At 44.9% G+C, this 23,638-nt stretch carries 19 protein-coding genes; 9 read left to right on the forward strand and 10 right to left on the reverse strand.

Annotation, left to right across the window (positions count from 1 at the left end; genetic code table 11):
- The first annotated feature begins 18 nt into the window (after window positions 1-18).
- The 8 genes from ACAM39_RS09750 to ACAM39_RS09785 all read left to right on the forward strand — a co-directional run bounded on the left by ACAM39_RS09750 (window position 19) and on the right by ACAM39_RS09785 (window position 12,655).
- The gene (locus ACAM39_RS09750; RefSeq protein ID WP_369627537.1) at window positions 19-3,576 is read left to right on the forward strand and encodes a hypothetical protein; all 3,558 of its coding nucleotides are present in this window, start codon (window positions 19-21) and stop codon (window positions 3,574-3,576) included.
- A gap of 11 nt (window positions 3,577-3,587) precedes the next feature.
- Window positions 3,588-4,511 carry a hypothetical protein gene (locus tag ACAM39_RS09755; protein WP_369627538.1) on the forward strand — a complete coding sequence of 308 codons (924 nt, stop codon included), beginning with the start codon at window positions 3,588-3,590 and terminating at the stop codon, window positions 4,509-4,511.
- A gap of 3 nt (window positions 4,512-4,514) precedes the next feature.
- A complete protein-coding gene (locus ACAM39_RS09760; protein ID WP_369627539.1) occupies window positions 4,515-4,853 on the forward strand; it encodes a hypothetical protein in 339 nt (112 codons plus the stop codon).
- Window positions 4,835-6,787 (forward strand): hypothetical protein, encoded by a 1,953-nt coding sequence (locus ACAM39_RS09765; RefSeq protein ID WP_369627540.1) that lies wholly within the window; start codon window positions 4,835-4,837, stop codon window positions 6,785-6,787. The genes ACAM39_RS09760 and ACAM39_RS09765 overlap by 19 nt, the downstream gene beginning before the upstream one ends.
- Window positions 6,784-7,011, forward strand: coding sequence for a hypothetical protein (locus tag ACAM39_RS09770; protein ID WP_369627541.1), 228 nt, complete (start codon window positions 6,784-6,786; stop codon window positions 7,009-7,011). The genes ACAM39_RS09765 and ACAM39_RS09770 overlap by 4 nt, the downstream gene beginning before the upstream one ends.
- A gap of 60 nt (window positions 7,012-7,071) precedes the next feature.
- Complete coding sequence (locus tag ACAM39_RS09775) at window positions 7,072-7,668, forward strand: hypothetical protein (RefSeq protein ID WP_369627542.1); 597 nt, start codon at window positions 7,072-7,074, stop codon at window positions 7,666-7,668.
- A 137-nt stretch (window positions 7,669-7,805) separates the two neighbouring features.
- The gene (locus ACAM39_RS09780; RefSeq protein ID WP_369627543.1) at window positions 7,806-8,246 is read left to right on the forward strand and encodes a hypothetical protein; all 441 of its coding nucleotides are present in this window, start codon (window positions 7,806-7,808) and stop codon (window positions 8,244-8,246) included.
- Between the two features lie 80 nt (window positions 8,247-8,326).
- Window positions 8,327-12,655 carry a phage tail tape measure protein gene (locus ACAM39_RS09785; RefSeq protein ID WP_369627544.1) on the forward strand — a complete coding sequence of 1,443 codons (4,329 nt, stop codon included), beginning with the start codon at window positions 8,327-8,329 and terminating at the stop codon, window positions 12,653-12,655.
- Between the two features lie 256 nt (window positions 12,656-12,911).
- Here ACAM39_RS09785 and acpP read toward each other — a convergent pair whose 3' ends face one another.
- The 5 genes from acpP to ACAM39_RS09810 form a co-directional block, all read right to left on the reverse strand.
- Window positions 12,912-13,154, reverse strand: coding sequence for an acyl carrier protein (gene acpP / locus ACAM39_RS09790; protein ID WP_060994515.1), 243 nt, complete (start codon window positions 13,152-13,154; stop codon window positions 12,912-12,914).
- Window positions 13,155-13,337: 183 nt separating this feature from the next.
- Entirely contained in the window at window positions 13,338-14,066 is a 729-nt protein-coding gene (gene fabG / locus ACAM39_RS09795) for a 3-oxoacyl-ACP reductase FabG (protein ID WP_369627545.1), read from the reverse strand.
- 17 nt (window positions 14,067-14,083) lie between these two features.
- Entirely contained in the window at window positions 14,084-15,091 is a 1,008-nt protein-coding gene (fabD, locus tag ACAM39_RS09800) for an ACP S-malonyltransferase (protein WP_369627546.1), read from the reverse strand.
- Between the two features lie 433 nt (window positions 15,092-15,524).
- Window positions 15,525-15,710, reverse strand: coding sequence for a 50S ribosomal protein L32 (gene rpmF / locus ACAM39_RS09805; RefSeq protein ID WP_007115626.1), 186 nt, complete (start codon window positions 15,708-15,710; stop codon window positions 15,525-15,527).
- A gap of 246 nt (window positions 15,711-15,956) precedes the next feature.
- Window positions 15,957-16,601 carry a YceD family protein gene (locus ACAM39_RS09810; protein ID WP_369627547.1) on the reverse strand — a complete coding sequence of 215 codons (645 nt, stop codon included), beginning with the start codon at window positions 16,599-16,601 and terminating at the stop codon, window positions 15,957-15,959.
- Between the two features lie 210 nt (window positions 16,602-16,811).
- Here ACAM39_RS09810 and ACAM39_RS09815 point away from each other — a divergent pair, with 210 nt between their 5' ends.
- Window positions 16,812-17,534, forward strand: coding sequence for an elongation factor P hydroxylase (locus tag ACAM39_RS09815; protein WP_369627548.1), 723 nt, complete (start codon window positions 16,812-16,814; stop codon window positions 17,532-17,534).
- A gap of 53 nt (window positions 17,535-17,587) precedes the next feature.
- On the opposite strand, the gene ACAM39_RS09820 is transcribed toward ACAM39_RS09815, so the two are convergent.
- The 5 genes from ACAM39_RS09820 to ACAM39_RS09840 form a co-directional block, all read right to left on the reverse strand.
- On the reverse strand, window positions 17,588-18,151 hold the full coding sequence (locus ACAM39_RS09820) for a c-type cytochrome (RefSeq protein ID WP_128680749.1): 564 nt from the start codon (window positions 18,149-18,151) through the stop codon (window positions 17,588-17,590).
- 162 nt (window positions 18,152-18,313) lie between these two features.
- A complete protein-coding gene (locus ACAM39_RS09825) occupies window positions 18,314-18,796 on the reverse strand; it encodes a hypothetical protein (protein WP_369627549.1) in 483 nt (160 codons plus the stop codon).
- A 73-nt stretch (window positions 18,797-18,869) separates the two neighbouring features.
- Window positions 18,870-19,586, reverse strand: a complete 717-nt coding sequence (gene rph / locus ACAM39_RS09830; protein ID WP_060994509.1) for a ribonuclease PH — start codon at window positions 19,584-19,586, stop codon at window positions 18,870-18,872.
- A gap of 132 nt (window positions 19,587-19,718) precedes the next feature.
- Window positions 19,719-21,455, reverse strand: a complete 1,737-nt coding sequence (locus tag ACAM39_RS09835) for an AMP-binding protein (protein WP_472828209.1) — start codon at window positions 21,453-21,455, stop codon at window positions 19,719-19,721.
- 124 nt (window positions 21,456-21,579) lie between these two features.
- Window positions 21,580-23,301, reverse strand: coding sequence for an AMP-binding protein (locus ACAM39_RS09840; protein ID WP_313426578.1), 1,722 nt, complete (start codon window positions 23,299-23,301; stop codon window positions 21,580-21,582).
- Window positions 23,302-23,638: the final 337 nt, after the last annotated feature.

A 23,638-nucleotide genomic window follows, 5' to 3' on the forward strand; every position in this document is an offset into this window, starting at 1 on the left:
AAGGATTAAAGACACACCATGGCAACAGCACTTAAAACTAAAGTAAATCAGAAAGATTTAAAAATCTATCCGTCTGAGCGTTTGACCCAAACAGATGATGGCGGTGGTATGCCGCTTGGCACGCCATTAACCGGTGAGCTTAACGAGTTGTTTCAGCCCATCTCTAGCATTGCCCGCGTTAATGGGGCATTTTATGCTGTCTTAGAGTACATGGGCGTATTGCGTGCAGATGACGAGCCGTTAATTGGTGCGTTTGCCGCAATCACCAAGCCACCAAGTGACCCGACTGTATCGTATTTGATGTTTGAGGCAACTCGTTTTGGTGAGTCACGCGCTGAGATTTTAAAGCGCATCGAGGCGTACAATATCGCCACGATTGAATCACCCATGACGCTAATGTCAACCCAAGCCAAAGACAGCCGCGTGATACAGGTTTATATCAGCGAAGATGAAAGCTTGCCTTTTGTGGGCGATGTGTATTGTTTGCGACAAGACAAAGCAGGTTACGCAAAAGCTGAACAATACGTGCAAATCACTCGCATTGTGAAGTCAGAAGTACGCACTTTTACCACAGGTACAAAGACCTTTAAAAAACAGGTCGTACAACTTGAAATTAGCGCAAAACTCATCGCTGATTTTGTGGGGGTTGACTACCCAGTTGAGGGTTATGCCAATGCACCGTGCAAGGTGCGCGAAACAGCCGTTGCGGACGCAGCGCAATACTATGGGGTCAAACCATTAGCGGCTGCGATTGCTAAAGATGCCATGCAATGCAAAGTTACTAGTTTAATGGAAAAATTAGTGCCGACTAATCAGATTAGTACGCCATTAATTGACTTGACAGCCGCAGGGCAAACACAAACCTTATTTGACGGTACAGCAAGTGACGGTAATGTATCATTGTCTATCAATCGCAATCACAGCGCAGGGACAATCAGCACGATTTACTTTGGTAATGCAGTAACGCCTGGCACGCTTAAAATTAGCGGCACAGGTAATGGCATCACTGACAAAGGCGGGGCGTTAATCTATAACACGGCGCAAATCGGCACGATTGATTACGCAAGCGGCTTTGCAACGATTAATGAGCCAACCTTTGGCGGTAACTTATCTATTGCAACATTTCACGCGGCATCTGCTGAATTAAAAATTGCCAATACCGCAAGTACGCCCGTTGACATCAACAGCCAGTCAAGCAGCTATACGCTAAACATCGACCCTGCCCCTGCGGTTGGGACGCTACAAGTTAGCTACCGCTCACTGGGTAAATGGTACACGCTCAAAGATGATGGCTCAGGCGTTTTACATGGTGCGTCATCACAGCACGGCTCGGGTAATGTTAATTTTACGACAGGGACAGCGCAAATCAGTATCAGCAATTTACCCGATATTGGCTCATCAATTCTTTGGAGTTGGGGGACGCGTGCAACTTACTTTAACCGCGCTAATACTGCCGCTACTGCAAAGTTAATCTTACAACTTGCCAACGATACCATCCCGTCAAGCATTGCATTATCGTGGAATGATGGTACAGCCAAAACAGCACAAGGTACAGTCGGCGGTGCGATTACAGGTAACTGGACGGGTAAATATGACCCCGATACCAAGCGAATTTTGATTGATACAGGCAGTAACTTTAATCATCCTGCGGGCGTGCTCGATGTGACCGTGACTTACGCTAAAGGCGACAAAACCAATGTTACTATTGATAGTCCATTGGTCGATGCTGATGGCAAAGTGACCATTGATTTGGGCGATGCCCCGCTGATGGCTGGCACGGTTAATCTGAGATATACGGTAAATTATGTTGTAAACAGTAATAACAAGTCCGCCGTTATATCAGTCAGTGATGATGGCAATGGTAATATCATCGACAAAGACAACAAAGTAATCGGTACAGTCAACTACACGACAGCAGAGGTTAAATTTAATCCCACTGTCACGGTATCGGTGTATGAGACGATTTATAGCTACAATATGTGGGGCATGGCGTTACTCCCATACTCGGCTAAAGTGACAAAAGATGCAACGCTTATTGGTGGGATTGCTGCAAGCTTTTTTACAGCCACGCCTAATAATCAAGTAACCGAAAATCTTAAATCGGACACTATCGAGATTGATTTATTGCCAACCGCGCAAGAGGTGATTGCACCCGGCGCGGTTAACTTTACGTGGGGCAATAAAACCTATTTTGATAGAGGGGGTAGTTTATATACTGACCTAAATACTGCCACTGGCAGCGCGGTTACATCAGGCGTGATTAACTATCAAACCGGCATCGGCACGTTAAAAAACTGGTCGTGGAAAGATGGTCAAGCCCCATTTGTGCGTTCGCTTGTCACCTCTATTGATGGCAACCCTGTATCACAAGCGACTTTTCGCACCCCTGCCGCGCCAATCCGTGCGGGTAGCCTGCAAATCCGTGCAACTGCGATTGATGGCACAAAAATAACTGCGTCATCAGCGTATAGCGGCGTAATCACAGGCGCGCTTGCTACAGGCGTGGTGGACTTTGAATACGGCGTAGCAACGGTAAAATTTGGTAAAAAAGTAGATATTACTGACCAAGTTATACAGCAGCCTTGGTATGACGCATCAACCGATAGCGACGGTAAAACATGGCAGCCGATACCCGTATTTGCTGAGACAATCACTTATAACGCGGATGCTTACACTTATCTGCCGATTGATAGTGGTGTGGTTAAAATCGACACGGTACGACTACCACAAGATGGGCGCGTGCCGATTTTTAGACGTGGCGATAGTATTTTGATTCGCAATGCCCAAACCGATGACTTAGGCAGCGCGTTTACCGGTGGTCAAACGATTAACCTATCACGTAAAGATGTTGACCGTATCAGCTTGCTTGATGCAGACAATAAGCCTGTGTTGGGCGAGTTGTGGGACTATGACTTGGACGCTGGCACGATTACCTTTAAGACAAGCATCGACTTGTCATCGTACAAAATGCCGCTGAAAGCCATCCACGCACAAGAGCAGCGTAACCGCGTGGTTGACTTGGATATTGATGGCACGTTGTCGCTACTGTTTGCCGCTAATCGCAATTATCCGATTGAAAATACTTATGTGTCTAGCCTTTTAATCGGTGATGACTTGGCGGTGCGTGTGTCTGTGCCTTTTATTCAGCGGTCATGGAATAACGTGTGGCAAGATACGCCAGTGGGCGACCAGCTTTTGAATAAGCTAAAACTCACCGATTACCCGATGGTACTCACAGACGATGGGGCAATCACTGACAAGTGGATGATTAAGTTTACGTCTAGCAGTCAGTTTGAGCTTTATAGCGAGGCATTGGGCTTTGTCGGTAAGTTTGATGTGTTAACTAACTTAGCGCCAATTAACCCTGCCACTGGCAAGCCTTACTTTACCATCGACAAACGCGCATTTGGTACAGATACGCCTTGGGCGGTGCAGGATGTTATCCGCTTTAATACATGGGGGACGTTAATGCCCGTTTGGGTGCTATGTGCAGTGCAGCCAAACCCGAATCCACCGACAGGCACAGATGGCTTTGAGCAGTATTTATTTGGCGATACCACTGAAATCACAGCATAGGAGATAACAGTATGAGTTTTTTAAATCCAATTAGTGAGCCTGTGTTGATGTATAGCAGCACGGATGACCAGGCACCGAAAATTAACTACGCTGCACGCGCGGCAGGTGATATTAAAACCGTGCTTAAAGCCTGTCTTGTAACGGGCTATGGCACAAAACAAGGCGCAGGTTGGTCAATACAAAATGAGACTGATTTTGCGGCAGAGTTTATCTCACCAAGTGTTGCAATGTCAGATTATAGTTTCGGCGTTACTGACACTTCTACAGCGCAGACAACTTGGTACTATAACTTTAAAGGGGTAAAAACCACACCAGCTAAAAACAACCCTGCAAAGTCTTTTTATTACATTAATGCATCTCACGCAGATAATGGTTGGCGGATGTTGATAACCCAACGTGGCTTTTTATTTGTTGAATTAGTTCAGCACCCCGCAATTGGCAAGTTGTCAGCAAGGTTAACTTATTTTGGTGCTATAAAGTCTGGTATTACTGATACGGGCGGTATTAATATTGCTTTTATTAATACGGGGCATAGCGGGCTTACTGCTGACCAAAATTTTTACACCCGATACGATTATTTACACATAAAACTTGAGAGTTACAGCAATATTAGATTTTGCACAGCGTTACCGCGCCTTGTATCGTCATTAAACAATAGTAGCGCTCCTTCGCGTTACGATACAAGTATATCAATCATGGATTTACACAGCGTATTTTATCTTGTGACATCAGGCGGCAACATCTTACTCGGTGAGTTACCGGGCTTGATTGGAAAAATGGTAAATGACAAGACAAAAATGTTTGGTGTTAGCGAAGAAGTATTTAACGGCAGACCTGTTTTGCGTGTCTGTTGCGGTTTTCCCGACACTGTGGCAGAAAATGTATATTTATATAGTCAAGTTATGTTGCTTCCACTGGATTATTGGGAGTATTAATTAATGGACATTATTGCCAAAGTAACCATACAAATAAGCGATAGAGCGAATGGCTACATCGCTGGCGGTGGTGACGGCATTGTGACAGTTAATGGTCTGTCAGCAGTAAGATACATCTATATACTAGATGCAGAAAATATGCAGCTTATTCAGCGTGTTTTATCGCTAAGCAATGGTCATTATATCGTGCGTGCATTAGATGCAACTAAGCAATATGTCGTTATGGCTCGTGATTACAAAAGAGAATATGAGCCTGTGGCATGGGATTACGTTACCCCTGCAACTGACTTAACAATACAGCAGCAACAGGAGTTGTGGCAATCATGGCAGACATCACCGTAGAATCTAATGCACTGCCATTGCAACTGTATCTTAAAATTGCGAAACAACCCAGTGCTGCCAGCTTACCGCTAACATTAAGCGCAAAACTGGGTGAGTTTACCAAGCTATACTTTGCAGCCGCTTTACCATTGCCCCTAACCCAAAAAATCAGTGAGCAGCCGCCCAGCAATCGGTTGCCGCTAGCACTTAACCGCAAACTTGGCACGCTTGACGCGGTTATTGTTACACCCACTGACCCTACCGACCCGACAACGCCAAAACGCACGATATCAGGCGTTAGTATCGCCATGCAGGGCAGTACATCGGCGGCGGTGGATATCGCAAAGCGTAACAACAATTTGCAGCTTGCTATCACTATTGCTGAGACTGCCCGCGCTTATCGTCAAATGGGCATTACTGTGGCGGATGATTACTACTCGCTATTAAAGCCGTTTATCAATCTAGGCAATGCGACTGCTACCGAGTATAGCGATGTTGTCAATCTAGCAAATCAGTTTGATAGCTATTGGTATCAGTATGTTTTACTTGCTAATGCAACACGCGTCAATGTGTCGGACACGGTTGGACTTGCAACGGTATTAATCAATGATAGCGCAAGTGCAGTAAGTTTTGATAAACAGCAATTTGAGCCGCAGCAGCCTGCAGTTGGTTTAGCGACAAGTTTAACGAACAATGAGCATGGCATGTTTGTTGGCAATCGCAGTCAATCACGCACTCAAGCCGCTGTGCCTGTACCTTGGCGATATTATGCGATACCCGATGATACGCCGCCGCCGATTGTTGGCGCGTGTCGTATCCGTCCGCCATCGAGCCGTTTACCGCTTGCATTGACCCGCAAGCGTAATGGTTTGCCATCGTCACAACTGCCACTGGCTTTAACGTGCTGGCATGACCAAGCCCCTGCATTTGTCCCCGACTTACGGAGTTATATTGTGTTAAATACAGTCACCGCGACACTAGGCGGCATTGCGATTGACCCCATCGACTTTAACATCAAAACCGACCTTGATAGTTACTGCTGGCAGGGTGGCATAAAAATCAGCGATAAGCAGTATCAAAAGGTCAAAGCCAAGCTTGATGTAGCGCGGGGCAGTGAGCCGCTAGTGATTGTCACTGTCAATGGCGTGTCGTATAGCTTTATCGCTGAGGAGATCAGCCGTAACCGCGTCTTTGGTAATTACTCGTATAGCATTAGTGGACGCAGTAGCACGGCACAACTGGGCAAAGATTACGCACACAGCCAAGGTGGCACGATTAATCAAGATTTGTACGCGAGTCAAATTATCAATATGCAGTTGGCTGATTTGCCTTTTAGTATTGACCGATTTGAGGTGACCGACTGGCTGATACCTGCGGGCACGCTAAATACGAGCAATCAAACACCGATTAGTATCATTAGTCAAATTGCCCAAGCGTGTGGTGCTGAAGCGATTAGCGACCCACTAGAGCCTAAACTATCAATCATCCCGCGCTGGAAAAAACCTGCGTGGGAAATGGCGACTGCCACGGCTGATTTAGTGATACCAATGGGCGTTGTGCAATCAATCAGCGACCAAAAACGAGTAAACCCACGTTATAACACCGTGACTTTAATTGGACGCACGCAAGGCTCTGAAGTGTATCGTGCCCGTGAAGGGCGCAACCTCATCGCACCGGTTGCAAATTGGTATCTATACACGGATAGGGATTGTGTGATACCGCGTGGCATACAGATACTATCTGATAGCGGCACCCATGGGCTTTATACGCTCAAAATACGCGTTGCTGATAAGTACAATATGCCGCTTGTTGAGCTTGGACAGATTTTACAAATATCTGATCCCGAAGGCGCGTGGAAAGGCATAGTGACAGGCGTATCGCTTGATGTGGGGCGCGACAATGACGCAATTACCGTGTGGCAGACGGTTAATATTGATAGGTACTTAGACGTATGAATTTATTAAGCCAATTTCAGCAAATTTTTGCGGATAATCCAAAAGGTTTTGCTACGATAACAGGTATTAAGCAAGATGGGACGCTAATTGCTACGACACCAGCGGGTGCAGTTGTGCTACTCGAGGGTAATGTTGATATCGGTAAAAATGTGTTTTATGACCGCGTGACAAATAAGGTGCTTGAAGAAGCACCCAACGTGACGTTTACAGAATATGGGGTTTAACTTTACTTTTAGTCAAATCGTGTTTATGATTTATCAATCAGAAACAATTGAGTAAGGTTCATGAAAAGATTTGCTCTAGTTTTATTAGCTACTTTAGGAATAGTTGGATGCAACACTGATGGCTTTGAAGAATTACCAAGTGTCTATGTCAGGAATAATTACCCAAATGGTGCTGGTTCTTCAGGGGCATCGAGTGATGGTTTTACGGGAATGGGTGCATGGGTCTATACGACTACAGAAGATAGTAACAATCAAACATTTGTAGCAAGAGCCACTACTAGTAGTTTGGCTGACTACACTGATTTAGATAATAACAAAGTTACATCTGGATATTTGGAAATGAAACGAGCCAAATATACTGATAAGTCAACGATTGAACAGTCAGTGACCATTTACGGCGGTACAGGTGCGAAGTTAGATTGCACTCCGTCTTGCAAAGTTACGACGGGGGGCAAAGTATTCATCATGACCAATTCCACTGAACCATTTATTACTGGCATTGACGCTGCGACAAATGCAGGCTTTTATGAGTTAATGACCAAAAACGGTAATGCGGTCATAACTGTGCCTGTTAAGAATACAAAAAATGGCTCAATTGTGTTCAAATATGATGCCAATAATTTTGATAAAGATAAAATGAAGTTGCATGGTGAGTGACACAAGCAAAATAATTCACTGACCCCATCATCTAACTAACCCTATTTATTCAATAGGGGTTTTTTATTATAAGGTTTATTTACTTAAAGCGAAATTATGTTTATGATTTAGATATCAGAAACAATTGAGTAAGAATTATGAATAAACAAAAAGGTTTTTCAGCCATTCATGTAGTTATATTGCTTATAATTGCAGGTTTTGCGTTTTTAGGCTATCACTTTTATGAGCAAAGTGCGGTTAAAAAGGCAAATGCCGAAAGTATATCTACTTTAAATAATTTGAAGACAAAACTTGATGACAAAATGGCTGTTGCAAGCTCGACGCCAAGGATAGGTCTCGGAGCTGTTTTGAATGACTTAGCAACAATTAAAACTGAAGCCTCTTCCGTGGAAGTTTCTGAATGCCTTGAGCAAGCTAAAGAATCATTGGTTAAATATGCAAACACAGAAGTTAACATGATGACGGCATTTGCTGGCGATAGAATGGATACGGCAGAAGATTACGCTGAATATCAAACTAATAAAAGTAAACATGAATCCGAATTTGCTAAGAACTTAGAGCGTTGTAAAGCCAAATAACCTACTGAACTACTTCAACTACCCGCACAAAGCCAAAACCATCAAACTAACCCTATTTACCACAAATAGGGTTTTTTATTATGGCAAATTCAGCGAATTTTGAAGCATCACTCCGCATAAAAGCAGGGGTTGAAGGTACAGACAACATTGACAAACTCGCCAAGTCAATCAGTGAAGCAGGTGTTGACGTCACAGGTCTAACCGAAGAATCAGCAAAACTTGCCAAGCAGTTTGGCGAAATTGAACAAAAACAAGCACTCATTAACCAATTTCGTGAACTCAAAAAAGTCACCAGTGAAGCCAATGCCGAATGGCGAGCCGCTCAAGATGCTACCGCTGCCTATACATCACAAATCCAAGACGCCAAAGATAGCCTTGAAGCCTTAGAGGTCGCAATGCGCAATCAAGGCGATATGTCACAAGAAGAAGCCCGTGCTACCCAAGCAGAATACAATGCGATGGTGCGTGAAATCCGCAATCTTGAACAAGCACAAGCCAACCAAGCAACCAGAGCTAGCCAATTAAGCACACAATACGATGACCTCAATAGCCAACTAGTACGAACCCGCTCTGCTATGCATGATGTCGGGCTATCAACCACAGGGCTCAATGCCCAACAGCAAGCTTTAACCCGAGAAAGTGAGCAAGCGCAAGCTGCACTTGGTGAGCTGACAGCCGAAGCCGAACGCCTTAATGCTATTGCCCAAGCCCGTGTCACGTTAGGTATCGACACTGATGATAACGCACGTCGTCAAATCGAAGAAGTCACCGCAGCGTATGAGACACTGCGTGATAGCGGTACACTAACAGCCGAAGAATTAGCAAGAGCCAATGAGCTACATACGCAGCGCGTCGCAGAGCTTGAGGTGCAGCTCGGTGAAACCGCCCCTACACTTGAGACCTTAGCTGAAGAATTTGGTAAAGTCACCGCCGCTGCTGGCGGTCTTGCCTATGTGACCAATGCGGCGATGGAATTTGAAACCGCTATGTCTGGGGTGAAAAAAGTCGTCGATGGCACACCCGAGCAAATCCAAGCCTTATCAGCCCAAATACAGCAGATGTCAATCGACATGGGGATGGGTACAGATGCCATTGCCGAGATTGCAGCCCAAGGCGGTCAATTGGGTATTCCTATCGAAAAGTTAGGCGAATTTACCAAGATGGCAGGTGAAATGTCAGTCGCATTTGGCATGACGGCTGAAGATGCGGGTGATGCCGCGGCAAAAATCGCTAACGTATTTGGGTTGCCAATCGAAGAAGTGGGTAAACTTGGCGATGCCATTAACACGCTTGGCAACACATCAGCAGCCAAAGAGTCTGAAATTGTCGATGTCATGCAGCGTATCGGGGGACAAGCCAAACAATTCGGACTTGCAACTGAGCAAGCTGCGGCATTATCAGCTGCTTTTATTAGTCTAGGTAAGTCACCTGAAGTGGCAGGGACAGCGATTAACGCGCTATTAACCAAGCTACAAACCGCCAATGTGCAGTCTGATGATTTTAAAGAGACTTTGGCAGGGATTGGATTAAATGCCGATAAAATGGCTGATGATATTGCAGCCAACCCACAACAAGCCTTATCAAATTTTTTGCAGACCCTGGAGTCGATGGATAAACAGCAGCGCTCAGTGGCAACTTTTAAGCTGTTTGGGCAGGAGTATGTGGATGATGTCAATGCGTTGGTCGGTGGACTTGATACCTACAACAAAGCGTTAGATTCTGTCAAAGATAAAAGTGCAATCGCAGGGGCGATGCAAAAAGAATTTAATGCCAAGATGGACACCTCTGCACAGTCAATTGATCAAGCCAAGCAGTCTATCAATGTATTAGCTCAAACCGTGGGCAAAGAACTGTTGCCTGTCGTATCACTGGGGGCAAAAGCAGTCGGTGGATTGGCTCAAGGTATCGGTGACTTTGCAGAGTCGCATCCTATTTTGACCAAAATTGCGGTGGTTATTGCATCAGCTCAAGTGGCATTGATTGCATTAAATAGTACGATGACGTTAGCAGGGGCTATTGGATTACGTTCTGGACTACAAGTTGCTGAAGGCGCGGCTGCCGCGACCACAGGTCTCAATGCTGCTACTGTATCGGCGACTCGTCTAAATGCGGCAATGGGTGGATTAGGCGCAGCTGCGGGTGGTGTGGTAGGGGTTGCCGCCAGTCTAAATAAAGTCACAGTTGGGGCAGATTTGGCAGCAGGTAACTTTGCCAAACTTGCGACCCAAGCATTTGCTGTGACAATGGCATTTGATGCAGGTGAAAGTGTTGGGGATTGGCTCTACAAAAACAGCGATTTAGCACGGGGATTTGGTGATCACTTGGCAATGATACCGGCTGCCATTCACTCGATTTCAACCACAGGCAATCTTGACCAATTCCGCAAAAACTTTGAAACTAGCGAAGAAAGTGCAAAACGTTTAGCTGCCGAAACTAAAAATGTTACCAAATCCACTGAAGAGTTGGCTGCTGAACAAGCCAAAGCCGCATCAGCTGCAAAATTACAAGCCGATGCCAACCTACAACTTGCCAATGACATCAAGCTTACCGAAGCAAATCTTGAAGCTATGAAGGATCGCTTGGCTGAAATGGAAGCAGGTGGACAAAAAAACACCCAAGGATATAAAAATTTATCCACAGAAATTGAAAAAACCACAGACAAACTTGCTGCGCTCAAGGCAGAGGCTGAAAAAAAAGGTATTGGTGAGCTGCTCAAAACCGACCTTGACAAAACTGCTGAATCTTTTAAAGCCTTGGGGCTTGATGTTGATGAGTTTGCCACAGGAATTGATGGTAAAGCCACCGCTGCCCTTAATGGATTTGTGGACGTCGCACATCTAGCTGATGGTGACATCCGCAAACTTGCCTTAGCTTATAATGCCGCCAAAGATGCCGTAGGTGATAACCAAGCCGCACAGGACGAACTCAATAATAAACTAAATCAAGTCACTGAAGGCAATACCCAACTTGCCGAAGCCATCAAAAAAGCTGCCAAAGAACAGAAAGAAGCCAAATCCGCCAGTGAAGAGCAAGCCGCTGCTCTCGACAAACTCGGTGTTAGCGTGGTTGATGCCAATAACGGCATGAGCAAAGGCGGTATGGAGATGATATCCACGCTGAAGGCAGGCGTGGTTGCGATAAAAGAACAATCCACTAGCGCCACTGCGCTTAAAACATCACTGCAACAAGCATTTGAAACATCCATCGCCGCCGCCAAAACTAAAGGCGACTTTGTGGCTATCAAAAAGACCATCGATGATGCAGGTGTGGCAAGTAGCCTAACAGCCGACCAATTAAAAATCCTAAACGCGGGTATCGCTGGTGGCGGCGCCGCGGCAAAGGCAAGCCGTGAAGAAATAGAAAAATATAATAAATCAATAGTGAACGATACAAAAGTCACTTTTGATCAGGTTTTTGCTGAAAACAAAAAATGGATTGAAAGCCAAAAGTCTACTCGTCAAGCCTACAAAGACACAGGCGACGCCGCCAAAGAAGCTGCTGAGAAAGGAAAACAAGCTGCCGCAGAGCAAGAGAAGGCGCATTCTAGCTTTATGGGCGGGCTTGCCAAAATGTATGATAGTTTCACTGGCAGCATTGCTAAAGGACTGCAAAATGTAGGTGTTTCAGGTGAACAGAGTATTCAGCTCATGAACAACGCCCTTAAAGGGCAAGCCTATATGATGAATAGTTGGGATGGGTTTTTTAAAGGTTTTGCCAATGCCCGTGAACGTGTACAAGCCAGCATCGATTCGTTTAACGAAGTGCGTAATAGCGCCCTTGGCATGACCCAAACACTAGGTAGTGCCACTGTCACAACAAATGACCTAGGCAAAGCCCAACTTATTCTTAACCAAGCTACTACCCGTACCGTAGAAGGCATCGTCAAGATGGATAATGCTACACTGGATAACTTAAAACGCCAGATTGATAGCACAAAACAAAAATTTGATGACTTATCTAAGTCTGCTAAAGATACCGCCGATGGTTTACAAACACAGCTTGCAAGGCTTAAAGGTGACGATACAACCGCTCGGCAACTTGAGCAAACCAAAAAACTTGCCGATCTACAAGACAAAATTAATGAAGCACGTAAACGTAGTAACGCTGAAGAAATCGCGCAATTGCAACGCGCCTTTGATTTACAAAAACAAATCAATGATGAGGAAAATCGTCAAGCCAGTGTTAAACTACAACAGGAGCAACAAGCTAAACAAGCCAATGCTCAGAAACAAGCCCAAGCGAATAGCTCATATAATCAGCCCGTCCAGTCAACATCTAGCAATACCCAATCAGTCAATGCTAAAGACGTTGCCAACTCATTTGCAGATTTGATTGAACAAGCCAAGAAAGAAGGAGCTAATTTACTTGCACAGCAATTGATGGATGAAGCTAAACGTTTGGCTAGATAATCAAAAATAAACCCCATTTAAAGGATATTTAAACGGGGTTTTTATGCCTTTATTTCTTGCATTTAATACTGCATAATTATGCACAATTAATCACAAATCGCTATTTTTTCTATGCACAATTAAATGCAAATTTATGCACAAAAAAACGCGACCTTACAGTTTTAAATAAATAAAAACCCCAATTTCATCGCTAAAACTGGGGTAAAATGCCGCTAAACTAAGTAATAAGTAAGCTGCTAAATTAAGTAACTAGTAACTAGTTATCCAATTTTGATTGTACGTAGCTGATAGCACTTTGCACCGTGGTTAATTGTGCGCTGTCTTCATCAGGAATGGTAATACCAAATTCGTTTTCAAAAGACATCACCAATTCAACAAGGTCAAGTGAATCTGCGCCGAGGTCATCCATGAATGAAGATTCATTTTTGATGTCTTCTGCATTCACGCCTAATTGCTCAGCTACTGCGGCTTTTACTTTTTGTTCGATTTCGTTACTCATGCTTCTCTCCTTGCATTGGGGTATATGATATATCGAGTAAACTACATATTAGAGCATATTATCATGCTCATTGCCTATTTCAAAATAAAATAATGCAACCTGTTACTATTTCAAAAACTGTATTTTAAGTTCAAAAACTGCATTTTAAGGCCCGTTAGGTTGGTGTTTGGCAGGCTAAACCATTTACATGTACATGCCGCCATTGACGTCAAGCACGGTACCGGTAATATAACCTGCTTCTTCACTTGCCAAGAAATTTACCGCAGCGGCGATATCTTCAGGCTTGCCCAGTCTGGCTAGCGGAACGGCATTAAGCATGGATTTAATCAATGCTTCATCAAGCTCGCTGGTCATGTCAGTGTCGATAAAGCCTGGTGCCACGCAGTTGACGGTGATTTGACGTGACCCAATCTCCCGAGCCAATGAACGGGTAAATCCTTCAATGCCTGCTTTGCTTGCCGTATAGTTGGTTTGTCCGGCATTGCCCATCGCAGCGACTACTGAGGTGATATTAATGATACGACCTTGCCGCGCTTTCATCATGCCTTTCATGGCGCGTTTACTGGTACGAAATACCGAGGTCAAATTCACGTCGAGCACGCGCTCCCAGGCATTGTCGTCCATGCGCATGAGCAGACCATCTTGGGTAATGCCGGCATTGTTGACTAGCACCTGTACATTGCCAAATTCTTTTTCAATGCTATCAAATAACTGGTTGATTTGCTCGGCATCTTGCACATTGAGCACACGCCCTGCGCCACCCAATTCCTGTAGGTAATCATTGACTGCCGCTGCGCCTTTTTCACTGGTAGCAGTGCCGATGACAAGATAGCCTTCATTTGCCAGACGTTTGGCGATTGCTTGACCAATCCCACGGCTAGCGCCTGTCACTAATGCAATACGTTGAGTCATATACTTCCTTGGTTTTTTTATTGGGCTGATAATTGTTGTTTTATATTGTCTAGTTTGGCAACTGTATCGGTCGCTAGTGTGTTAATTTTCTGCGCTTGGCGTTTGGCTAGTCCTGTCAGCACGCTACCACTGCCACATTCGATTTGTAAGGTGATTTGCGCGTCTGCTAAATTATTCTCAATAGTCGACCATAACACAGGCATATTGAGCTGCTCAATCAAGGCTTGTTTGATTGCGGTGACATCGGTTTCTACCCGTGCATGGCGATTTTGTATCACAGGAATGCTGGGTGGGTTAAATGTCACGTTTTCTAATTCTGCGGCAAGCTTATCGGTGGCAGGTGTCATCAGTTGGCAATGTGACGGTACGCTGACTTTAAGCGGCATGCTTTTTTTACCGAGCGCAACGATTTGCTCTGACGCTAAATCCACGCCTGCGACATTGCCTGCAATCACCACTTGCCCTGGCGCGTTAAAATTGGCTGGGCTGACCACTGCCTGCGTATGCGCCGCTACCACAGCATCACATATTTGTTGCACATCTTCATCAGCGAGACCTAAAATCGCTGCCATTTTACCTGTTTGTGATTGCATGGCGGCGCTCATATACTGACCGCGTTGATGCACCAGCTTTACAGCATCTGCCAAACTCAATACCCCAGCGGCACACAGCGCACTGTATTCACCCAGTGAATGCCCTGCAACATATGCCGGCTGTAAATCAAGCTCATCGCGCAGCACCCGCCAAATCGCCATACTGGCGGTCAATAGTGCAGATTGGGTATACGCAGTATCATCTAAAGACGCGGCACCTGATGCCCCTTGGCATATCGCCCACAAGTCAAACCCAAGGGCTGTTGAGGCTTCATCAAACGTTGCTTTGACGATAGGATACTGGGCTGCCCAATCGTGTAGCATGCCCACACTCTGCGAGCCTTGTCCTGGAAAAATCACAGCATATTTCATAGATGCAGCATTATCTTGTGATGAATTGGCTGGTTGATTTGCGCTGGTTTGGCTTTGCATTGGGTTATCCATAATGTCCTAACTTATTATATTGTACTGCTTATGTTGTACTGCTTATGTTGTATCGTGTCTAATGCACCGCTAAAAAACACGGTCAAAAAAATTTGCTTAGGCGATTTTTTGGTCGATTACTTTACCAAAAGTTATCAGCAAAATCAAAATGGCGTCAGTAGCTTGGATTGATGTTATAAGCTTATCAAACTTGGCTGGCAATAATATAACTTACTATTAAGAAGACAAAAGTAAGCCAGTAAATTTATGTGTACAATTGTACTCTGATTATTATGGCATATTGAAAAAAAAATTCTAGCTTTTTCTTTCGGGTATTTTTACATAAAAAACCAATAAAAAAAGGCTGATGAATTATCATCAGCCTTTTTGGTGCTTAGCCAATGCATACTAAGCCATGTCAAAGCACTGCATTTTGCGCTAATTATTCAGCAACGGCTGCTACTTTGAATAATTGACGACCACGGTAAAAGCCGTCTTTGGTCGCATGGTGACGGATGTGTTTTTCACCGGTAGTTGCATCTACAGCAACAGCATTGATTGTGATGCGGTCGTGTGAACGACGCATATCACGGCGTGAACGGCTTTTACGGTTTTGTTGAACAGCCATGAGGTTAGCTCCTGTGCTTCTCGCTATTAAAACATCGTTCCCTTAACCTCATTACATCATCATGCAAACAACTTGGTATCGATATTTGGCATGGATATAAGGCAAACTATTGGAACAGACAATCAGATAAATTTATAAACGCCATATTATACGTAAAAAAACCCATTTAGCAAAGCCTTAACCGACATTTAGTGGCAAGTTTTTGTTAATACCTGTATGACGGCGTATATAATGGCGTGGTTCTTTTTAACTTTTTAGGCTTGCCAGTACCGCAAACGGATTTTCTTTTTCCGCCACTGCCTCTGGCAACTCGCCTACCTCAGTGACTGCCATTTCGCAGTCATCATGCTTGGGCGCTAATGGCAAATCAACCAATAACTCATCTTCAATCATTGGTAATAGCCACAGCTTGTTGTCATCCGTTAGCTCATCAATCAGGATGATTTCTGTGCCTTCATCAAGCAATGCGACGTGATTTTCATCTTCAAGTAGCGCAAGCTCACTATCGACATCCAGACTCACTGCGACGGGGTCTAGGCAGCGCTGGCAGGTTTGCCAAAGCACGCCCGTGGTGTGTAGTTGCCAAAATACCACGTCCCCTTTTTTCTGAATATCTAACATCACATCCAGTGGCTGATCGTTGTCATGATGTTCATCACCCAAGGCATAGATACGTGGCAAATCTTTGAGACTCACCTTGCCTTCCCAGTGATAATGGTTATCGTTGTTATGCTCCCAACGTGCCAAGTCAATAAACTTGACCAAGCTGGCACTCGCGCCAATCTCACTGGTGGTGTTATTGGCGGTTTTGGATGGGGCAGTTGTCGGTACATCTTGCGATGATTGTGCTGGCACGTTTGATGAAGAGTTTGATGAAGAATGTAGCGTCATTTCACCGCTCCTGTTAGTTATTTTACGCTGTAGTATAAAGCATACTGACGTCTATTGCATGGTAGCATGTTGTTGGCGTGATTTCCTAGTCGATGCTGGCTGTTAAATTGTATAATAGCAATTTTTATCAACCCTACTTTTGCTATGTCCACACACCTATCGCCAATATCCGCACAAATATCACCACGAACCCTTGCTATTTTTCCCTTTATGACGCTGCCTTTTGTCAGTCAATTCGCGGTGGCGCCTGTGTTAGCCAGTGATGTTGACACAACTATGATTGACCAACAAAGTGCGCAGTTAGCATTAAAGGTTAATTTTTTGCCCGTACTCGCCAGTATATCAAAGACAAAAAATCGCCCTCTGATTGACTATCAATGGGTATCGGTGGAAGCATTACAAGTGCAATGGCTGATAGGTTGGTTCAAACTGTGGTTTTGCCATCGTGATACGATTTTGGTCAAAGGCGGGCATGAGCCTGAATATTTTGCCGCGACCGATACCGAGCCTGCCAAAATTGTGTTTGCGCATGGATTTTTTGCCAGTGCCTTGCATGAAATTAGCCATTGGTGTATGGCAGGTCAAAAACGCCGATTGCTCAATGACTTTGGCTACTGGTATGCGCCCGATGGACGTAATGAAGAGCAGCAGCAACAGTTTGAACAAGTAGAAATCCTGCCGCAGGCGATTGAATGTTTACTGACGCTCACCTGCAACAAACCCTTTAGCGTGTCTAAAGATAATTTGTTTGCTGATTTTGATACCAGTCAGAGCACTTTTGAAGACGATGTACAAGGCCAAGCGGTGAAGTTTTGGCAAACGGGGCAAAAACTGTCAACCGATGCCAAAGTCTTGCTAAGCCAGTTAACCAAATTGCGCCCGCTACCATTGACCTCGTTTGATATCTCTCACAATTTTATCAAACTGAATTAAACCCATAAAAAAGGCAGTCATTGAACGCTGCCTTTTTTATGGGGGATAACAAATTAATCTTGTTTATATTTGTCATGACAGGATTTACAGCTGGCGCCCAAATCACCAAATTGGGTTTTGATGCCATCAACACTGGTTGCAGTCGCAGCGGCGGCATTGAGGGCACTGGCAGCGGTTTTAAATTTATCAATTTGTTGTTGGAACCCTGCAGCATCGCGCCAAATTTCATCTTTTGCTTCACCACCCTTGGCGGTCTCTGGATAATGCACCCAAGGATTTTGGTTAAGTTTGTCGGCGGCGGCTTTGACTTGCGCGGCATCAAATTTGCTTGGATCTTTGACCATGGCGCCAATGGTTTGGCTGGTTTTTTTCCACTCTTTCATGATTCTTTCACGCGCTTTTTTGTGGTCTTCTGGCGTCATGTTAGGGTCAACTACCGTGGTCGAGGTTGTCGTGGTGCTTACCGTAGCGGTTGCCGTTGCACCATTGGCGCTAGCGGTAACTGTGGTAGCAGGCGCTGAAGCAGTCGTTGTGGTTGTGGTTTCTGTTTTTTTATTACAGCCCACCAGCGCCATCGCAACGATTAATGGGGGGGCAAATTTTAATGCAGTTGACATCGTCCTTTCCTTCCGTGTTTTTTTATATGAATTTAATAATGAATGTTATTATCAGAGTGTGGATTAATAATATTTAAGGATTTTAACAAGTATTGGCAAAAAAATTATTATGATTTGGTAACTAAGCCTAAGCACTCTTTGAGATAGGGTATGGTTTTTTGATTAAGTGCTTTGTAGTTTGATTGCTTTGCCTTGGGCTTTGATGGGCTTACCTTGTAGGACGGCTTGGGCGATTTTGATATGTTTAGGGTCATGAAAACCTGTGATACGATACAAGATTTGACCGCCAGCATTGTAGATGGTCATGCCATCGATGGTAGGCTCAATGCTATCGCCGGGCAAGAACTGATAGCTTGTGACGTTAGCACCTTGGTGATGGCTAAAACCCTGTTGGGTCAGTCGCAGCTCACCCCCTGCTAAAGTAGGCACCTCTTTTTTTTGCTTGAGTGCTTGCCACGCAACACTTGCGATGATGGCTAGTAAAATCATCAGCGAGCCGATGGCAACTGAGAGCAATTTAAATGCCATCAATAGCCCTACTACCGCAATTGCGATACCCACCCACAGTATTTGGATCAGCTTGTTTGGTGTCACCGCTTGACTTTGCAAACCAATGGTAACGCCTGTGTCGGTGACTTTTAACATAATCATCTCTATGACAATTAAAAGGGCGTATGTGCTACGCCCTTACTAGCCTATCTTGTTTTGTTAGGCTGTTTTACCAACCTAGCACCGCTTGTTGTTCAGCAATCAGCTGTTTGATACCTTCTTCAGCAATCGCTAGCATTTCATCCACTTGCGCACGGGTAAACGGTTTTTCTTCGGCAGTGCCTTGAATCTCGATAAACTCGCCTTTTTGCGTCATCACGACGTTAAGATCTGTGTCACAGCTTGAGTCTTCGCTATAGTTCAAATCCAAAAGCACTTCACCATTTTTGATACCCACAGAGACGGCTGCTACCAAGCCAACCAAAGGATCGGCTTTGAGTTTTTTGGCGGCTTGCAGTTTTTCTAACGCATCGACCAATGCCACAGCTGCACCTGTGATACTGGCAGTACGGGTACCGCCATCGGCTTGCAGCACGTCACAGTCGATATGGATGGTATTTTCCCCAAGCTTTTCAAGATCTACCATCGCCCGTAAGCTACGACCAATCAACCGCTGAATCTCTTGGGTACGACCTGATTGTTTACCTTTCGCGGCTTCGCGTTGGGTACGCTCGTGGGTCGCACGTGGCAACATACCGTATTCAGCGGTAATCCAGCCTTTACCTGTACCTTTGAGCCAGCGCGGTACTTGGGTCTCGATACTGGCGGTACATAGCACTTTGGTATCACCATAGCTGACCAGCACGGCGCCTTCGGCATGTTTGGTAAAGTTACGCACAAAACTAATTGGACGAAGTTGGTTGTTTTCACGATTATCGATACGCATAAGATTCCCTAAAAGACCGCCTTGACGGTTTGGTAGATAGTTTTTAAGCAATGGGCAAAAATTACAGTGGTTTTATGCTACCTTGCCAACCCAGTTTTAGCAAGACAATTCCGTCGGCAACATGGCAGGTTGCTATTCAAGCCCTTCGCGCTTACGCAGCTCTTTACGTAAAATTTTACCAACATTGGACTTGGGCAGACTATCGACAAATTCAACATAGCGTGGGCGTTTATAGCCACTTAAATGCTGTTTACCAAACGCCAGTAGCTGCTCAGCGGTGACGCGGTTGTGTTTTCTGACCACAAATATTTTGGGCTCTTCGCCGCGCGTCGCGCTTGGTACGCCAATCGCCACACACTCGAGCACGTCGGCATGCTCGAGCATCACCGACTCAATCTCATTTGGGTAGACATTAAACCCTGACACCACAATCATATCTTTTTTACGGTCAACGATTTTGATAAAACCGCGCTCATCAATGATGCCAATATCGCCTGTGCGCAAATAGCCTGTTGCGGTAAACGCATTAGCAGTCTCGACAGGTAGATTGCGATACCCCACCATCACTTGCGGGCCTTTGACGGCGATTTCTCCGCGTTCACCAATGCGCACAGGTTGGTCGTTGTTGTCCAATAAGATGATGTCAGTGGCAGGGGTTGGCAGCCCGACTTTGTTGGTAAATTCTGCGATAGTTAATGGATTAAAGGTAATTACAGGCGCGGTTTCTGAGAGCCCATAGCCTTCGATAATCGGCAACCCTGTGATGGTATGCCATTTTTTGGCAACACTAGGGAGGATTGCCATGCCGCCGCCAATGGTGGCTTTGAGTTGGGAAAAATCGAGCCTTCGAAATTCAGGATGCTGTATCAAGGCGCTAAATAGCGTATTGACCCCCAAAATAAAATGCGGCGGTGTACGCTTTAGCGTATTGACCAGTTCATTGATATCACGTGGATTGGGCACGAGCCTTGAGGCAAACCCACGATATAAAATAAAAACACAGCAAATGGTGAATGAAAATACATGATACAGCGGTAATGACGCCAAAATAATATCTTCCTGTCCTTCTTCATCGTACGCGCTGCGAATCAACGCATCGATTTGCAGCAAATTGGCAATCACATTGCCATGACTGAGCATCGCGCCTTTTGCCGTCCCTGTGGTACCACCGGTATATTGAATTAATGCGATATTCGATAACGTGAGAGTTGGGCGTTGATAAGCCTTGCTAGCGCCCGCTAATAAATGACTAAAATAAATCCAATTACCTTTTGGCGGCAAATCGGTAGTCGCTGAGACCAGATTGATTAACGCGCCTTTGAGCTTACTTTTCAAATCGCCCAACCGACAGATGATTAAATGATGTAAATCGCGGTTAAGGTTATCGGCAATGTCTTTATAGGTATAAATAAATTTATCTAATATAAACAACGCCTTGATGTCGGCATCATCCATTTGGTGCTCAAGCTCGCGACTGGTGTAGGAAGGATTCATACTCACCAGTACCATGCCAGCACGGATGACGCCGAGTGTAATCACCGGATATTGCAAAATATTGGGCAACATTACGCCAACCGCGTCACCGACCTTGAGCCCTAACTGCTGTAAATAAATGGCAACTTTTAGACTCAGTTTATCTAGCTGCTCGTAACTAATCTGCTGATCATCGCAATAATACGCCACTTGCCGCGCATGTTTGGCAAACCCCGCTTCTAAGATGTCAATCAGCGACGTTTGTTCATCTGGCATATCGATGGTACTACAAATGTTATAGCGCTCGTAGCTAATCAGCCACGGTTGCTGATTTTCTTCCCATTCATACATCTCATGCATCGGGCGGTCATTGATTGGTGAAATAGCGTCATCCATAAACTCAGTATTGCTCGTAACAGCCGATTGGTATTCCCAATTTTATAAGGTTAGGGGGCGCGATGCAATAAAAAACCCAACTAATCTGATATAGAAAAGCTGGGTCTTGGCAACAAGCGTTAGCTTACTTTTTTTCTTCAAGTTTACGCAGTTCTTTGCGCAGGATTTTGCCAACATTTGATTTTGGCAATTCATCCACAAACTCAACTTTACGGGGACGTTTATAACCCGTTAATTCGCTTCGCGCGTATTGTAGCAACTCTTGCTCCGTGAGGCTTGGGTCTTTACGTACCACAAACGCTTTTGGCACTTCGCCGCTTTTTTCACTCGGTACCCCAATCACCCCGACTTCCAACACTTTGGGATGCGCCGCTAGTACTTCTTCAACTTCGTTTGGATAGACGTTAAATCCTGATACCAAAATCATGTCTTTTTTACGGTCAACGATTTTGAAATAGCCTTGCTCATCAATGACAGCGATGTCGCCAGTTTTGAAATAACCGTCTGCTGTCATCACTTCTGCAGTGGCTTCAGGACGCTGCCAGTAGCCTTTCATCACTTGTGGACCTTTAACTGCAATCTCACCACGCTCACCTGCTGCGACTTCATTGCCGTTGTCATCGAGCAGTTTGACGTCGGTGTTGGGCATCGGGATACCGATTTTGGCGCTAAATTGCTCTTGTGCCAAGGGGTTTAGGGTGGCAACGGGTGAGGTTTCGGACAAGCCGTAGCCTTCTAGGATATTGGTACCTGTAATACGTTTCCACTCTTCAGCGGTTGAAGGCAATACCGACATACCACCGCCTAGCGACAGACGCAATTTGCTGTGGTCTAATGCACGAAAACCGGTGTGGTGCGCCAAGCCATTAAATAATGTGTTCACCGCTGGGAAGAATACTGGCTTATATTTTGCTAATTCTTTGACAAAACTGTCCAGGTCACGGGGGTTTGGAATCAATACACCCGTAAAGCCCATGTTCATACATAGTAGCGCACAGGCGGTAAATGAGAAAATATGGTAAAGCGGTAAGGCAACGACGACGTACTCACCCACCATTTGATTAGGGAATACTTGTCTGGCGAACTCTTGGCACTGTAGCATATTGGATACCAAGTTACTGTGGGTAAGCATCGCACCTTTGGCAACCCCTGTGGTGCCGCCAGTATACTGTAGTACCGCAATATCACTGCCCTTGATACCTTCTGGTCGCTGATAGCGACTGGCAGACGCTTGCTTGATAACACTCTTAAAGGTCACATGCCCGTCAATTTGCCAAGCTGGAATGGCTTTTTTGACATACTTGACCACAGTATTGACTAGCATACCTTTAAACGTACCCATCAAATCACCGATTGAACAGACGATGACGTGATCAACCATTTTTTTGCCGATATCTTGATAGGTTTTGGCAAAGTTTTCAACGATAAATAACGCTTTGGCTTGTGAGTCTTCTAACTGATGCGCTAATTCATGAGCGGTGTATAGTGGATTGACATTGACCAAGATAAAACCTGCGCGGATGATACCAATCATACACACTGGGTATTGCAAGATATTTGGCATCATCACTGCAACGGTATCGCCTTTTTTTAGACCCAATCCCTGCAAATACGCCGCGATTTGGCGGCTATAAGTATCTAGCTGACGATAGGTCATGCTACTACCCATACACACAAAGGCATCACTACCATTGAATTGTTCGAAATTCTTTTCAAAAACATTCATTAGGTTGACTTCGTCACCGGGCATTTGCATGTTATAGTTCATGCCGTAATGCTCGTAAGTCTTTAACCAAGGTTTCTCATGATGATCGGTAAGCTTTGGCGCATGTGGCTGCGCTTCCATATTATCGACGGGAGTATCAATGGGAGTATCGACGGGCGCATTGTATTGGGCGTTGTTGTCAGGGGTTTGAGCTGAGGTGGTTGATTCATTCATGAGAAATGTTTTCCTTAGGTATGCGGTCTATCAGCGAATAGCATATTGATAATTAAAAGAATTTTTATAAAAAGGTCAATCCCACTGCTAAAAATTATATTAAAAATCGCGGCCAAATGTACTATTAACATACTAAATATTTACTTAATTCTCAAGCCTATTCTCTGTACTTATGGGATGATAAAAATGATTTCGCGTCGAAATAGTTATCCGTTATTTGACCGTTAAAGCGGTTACAGTGTCC

The sequence above is a fragment of the Moraxella sp. K02 genome, from assembly GCF_041154755.1.
Lineage (GTDB): Bacteria > Pseudomonadota > Gammaproteobacteria > Pseudomonadales > Moraxellaceae > Faucicola.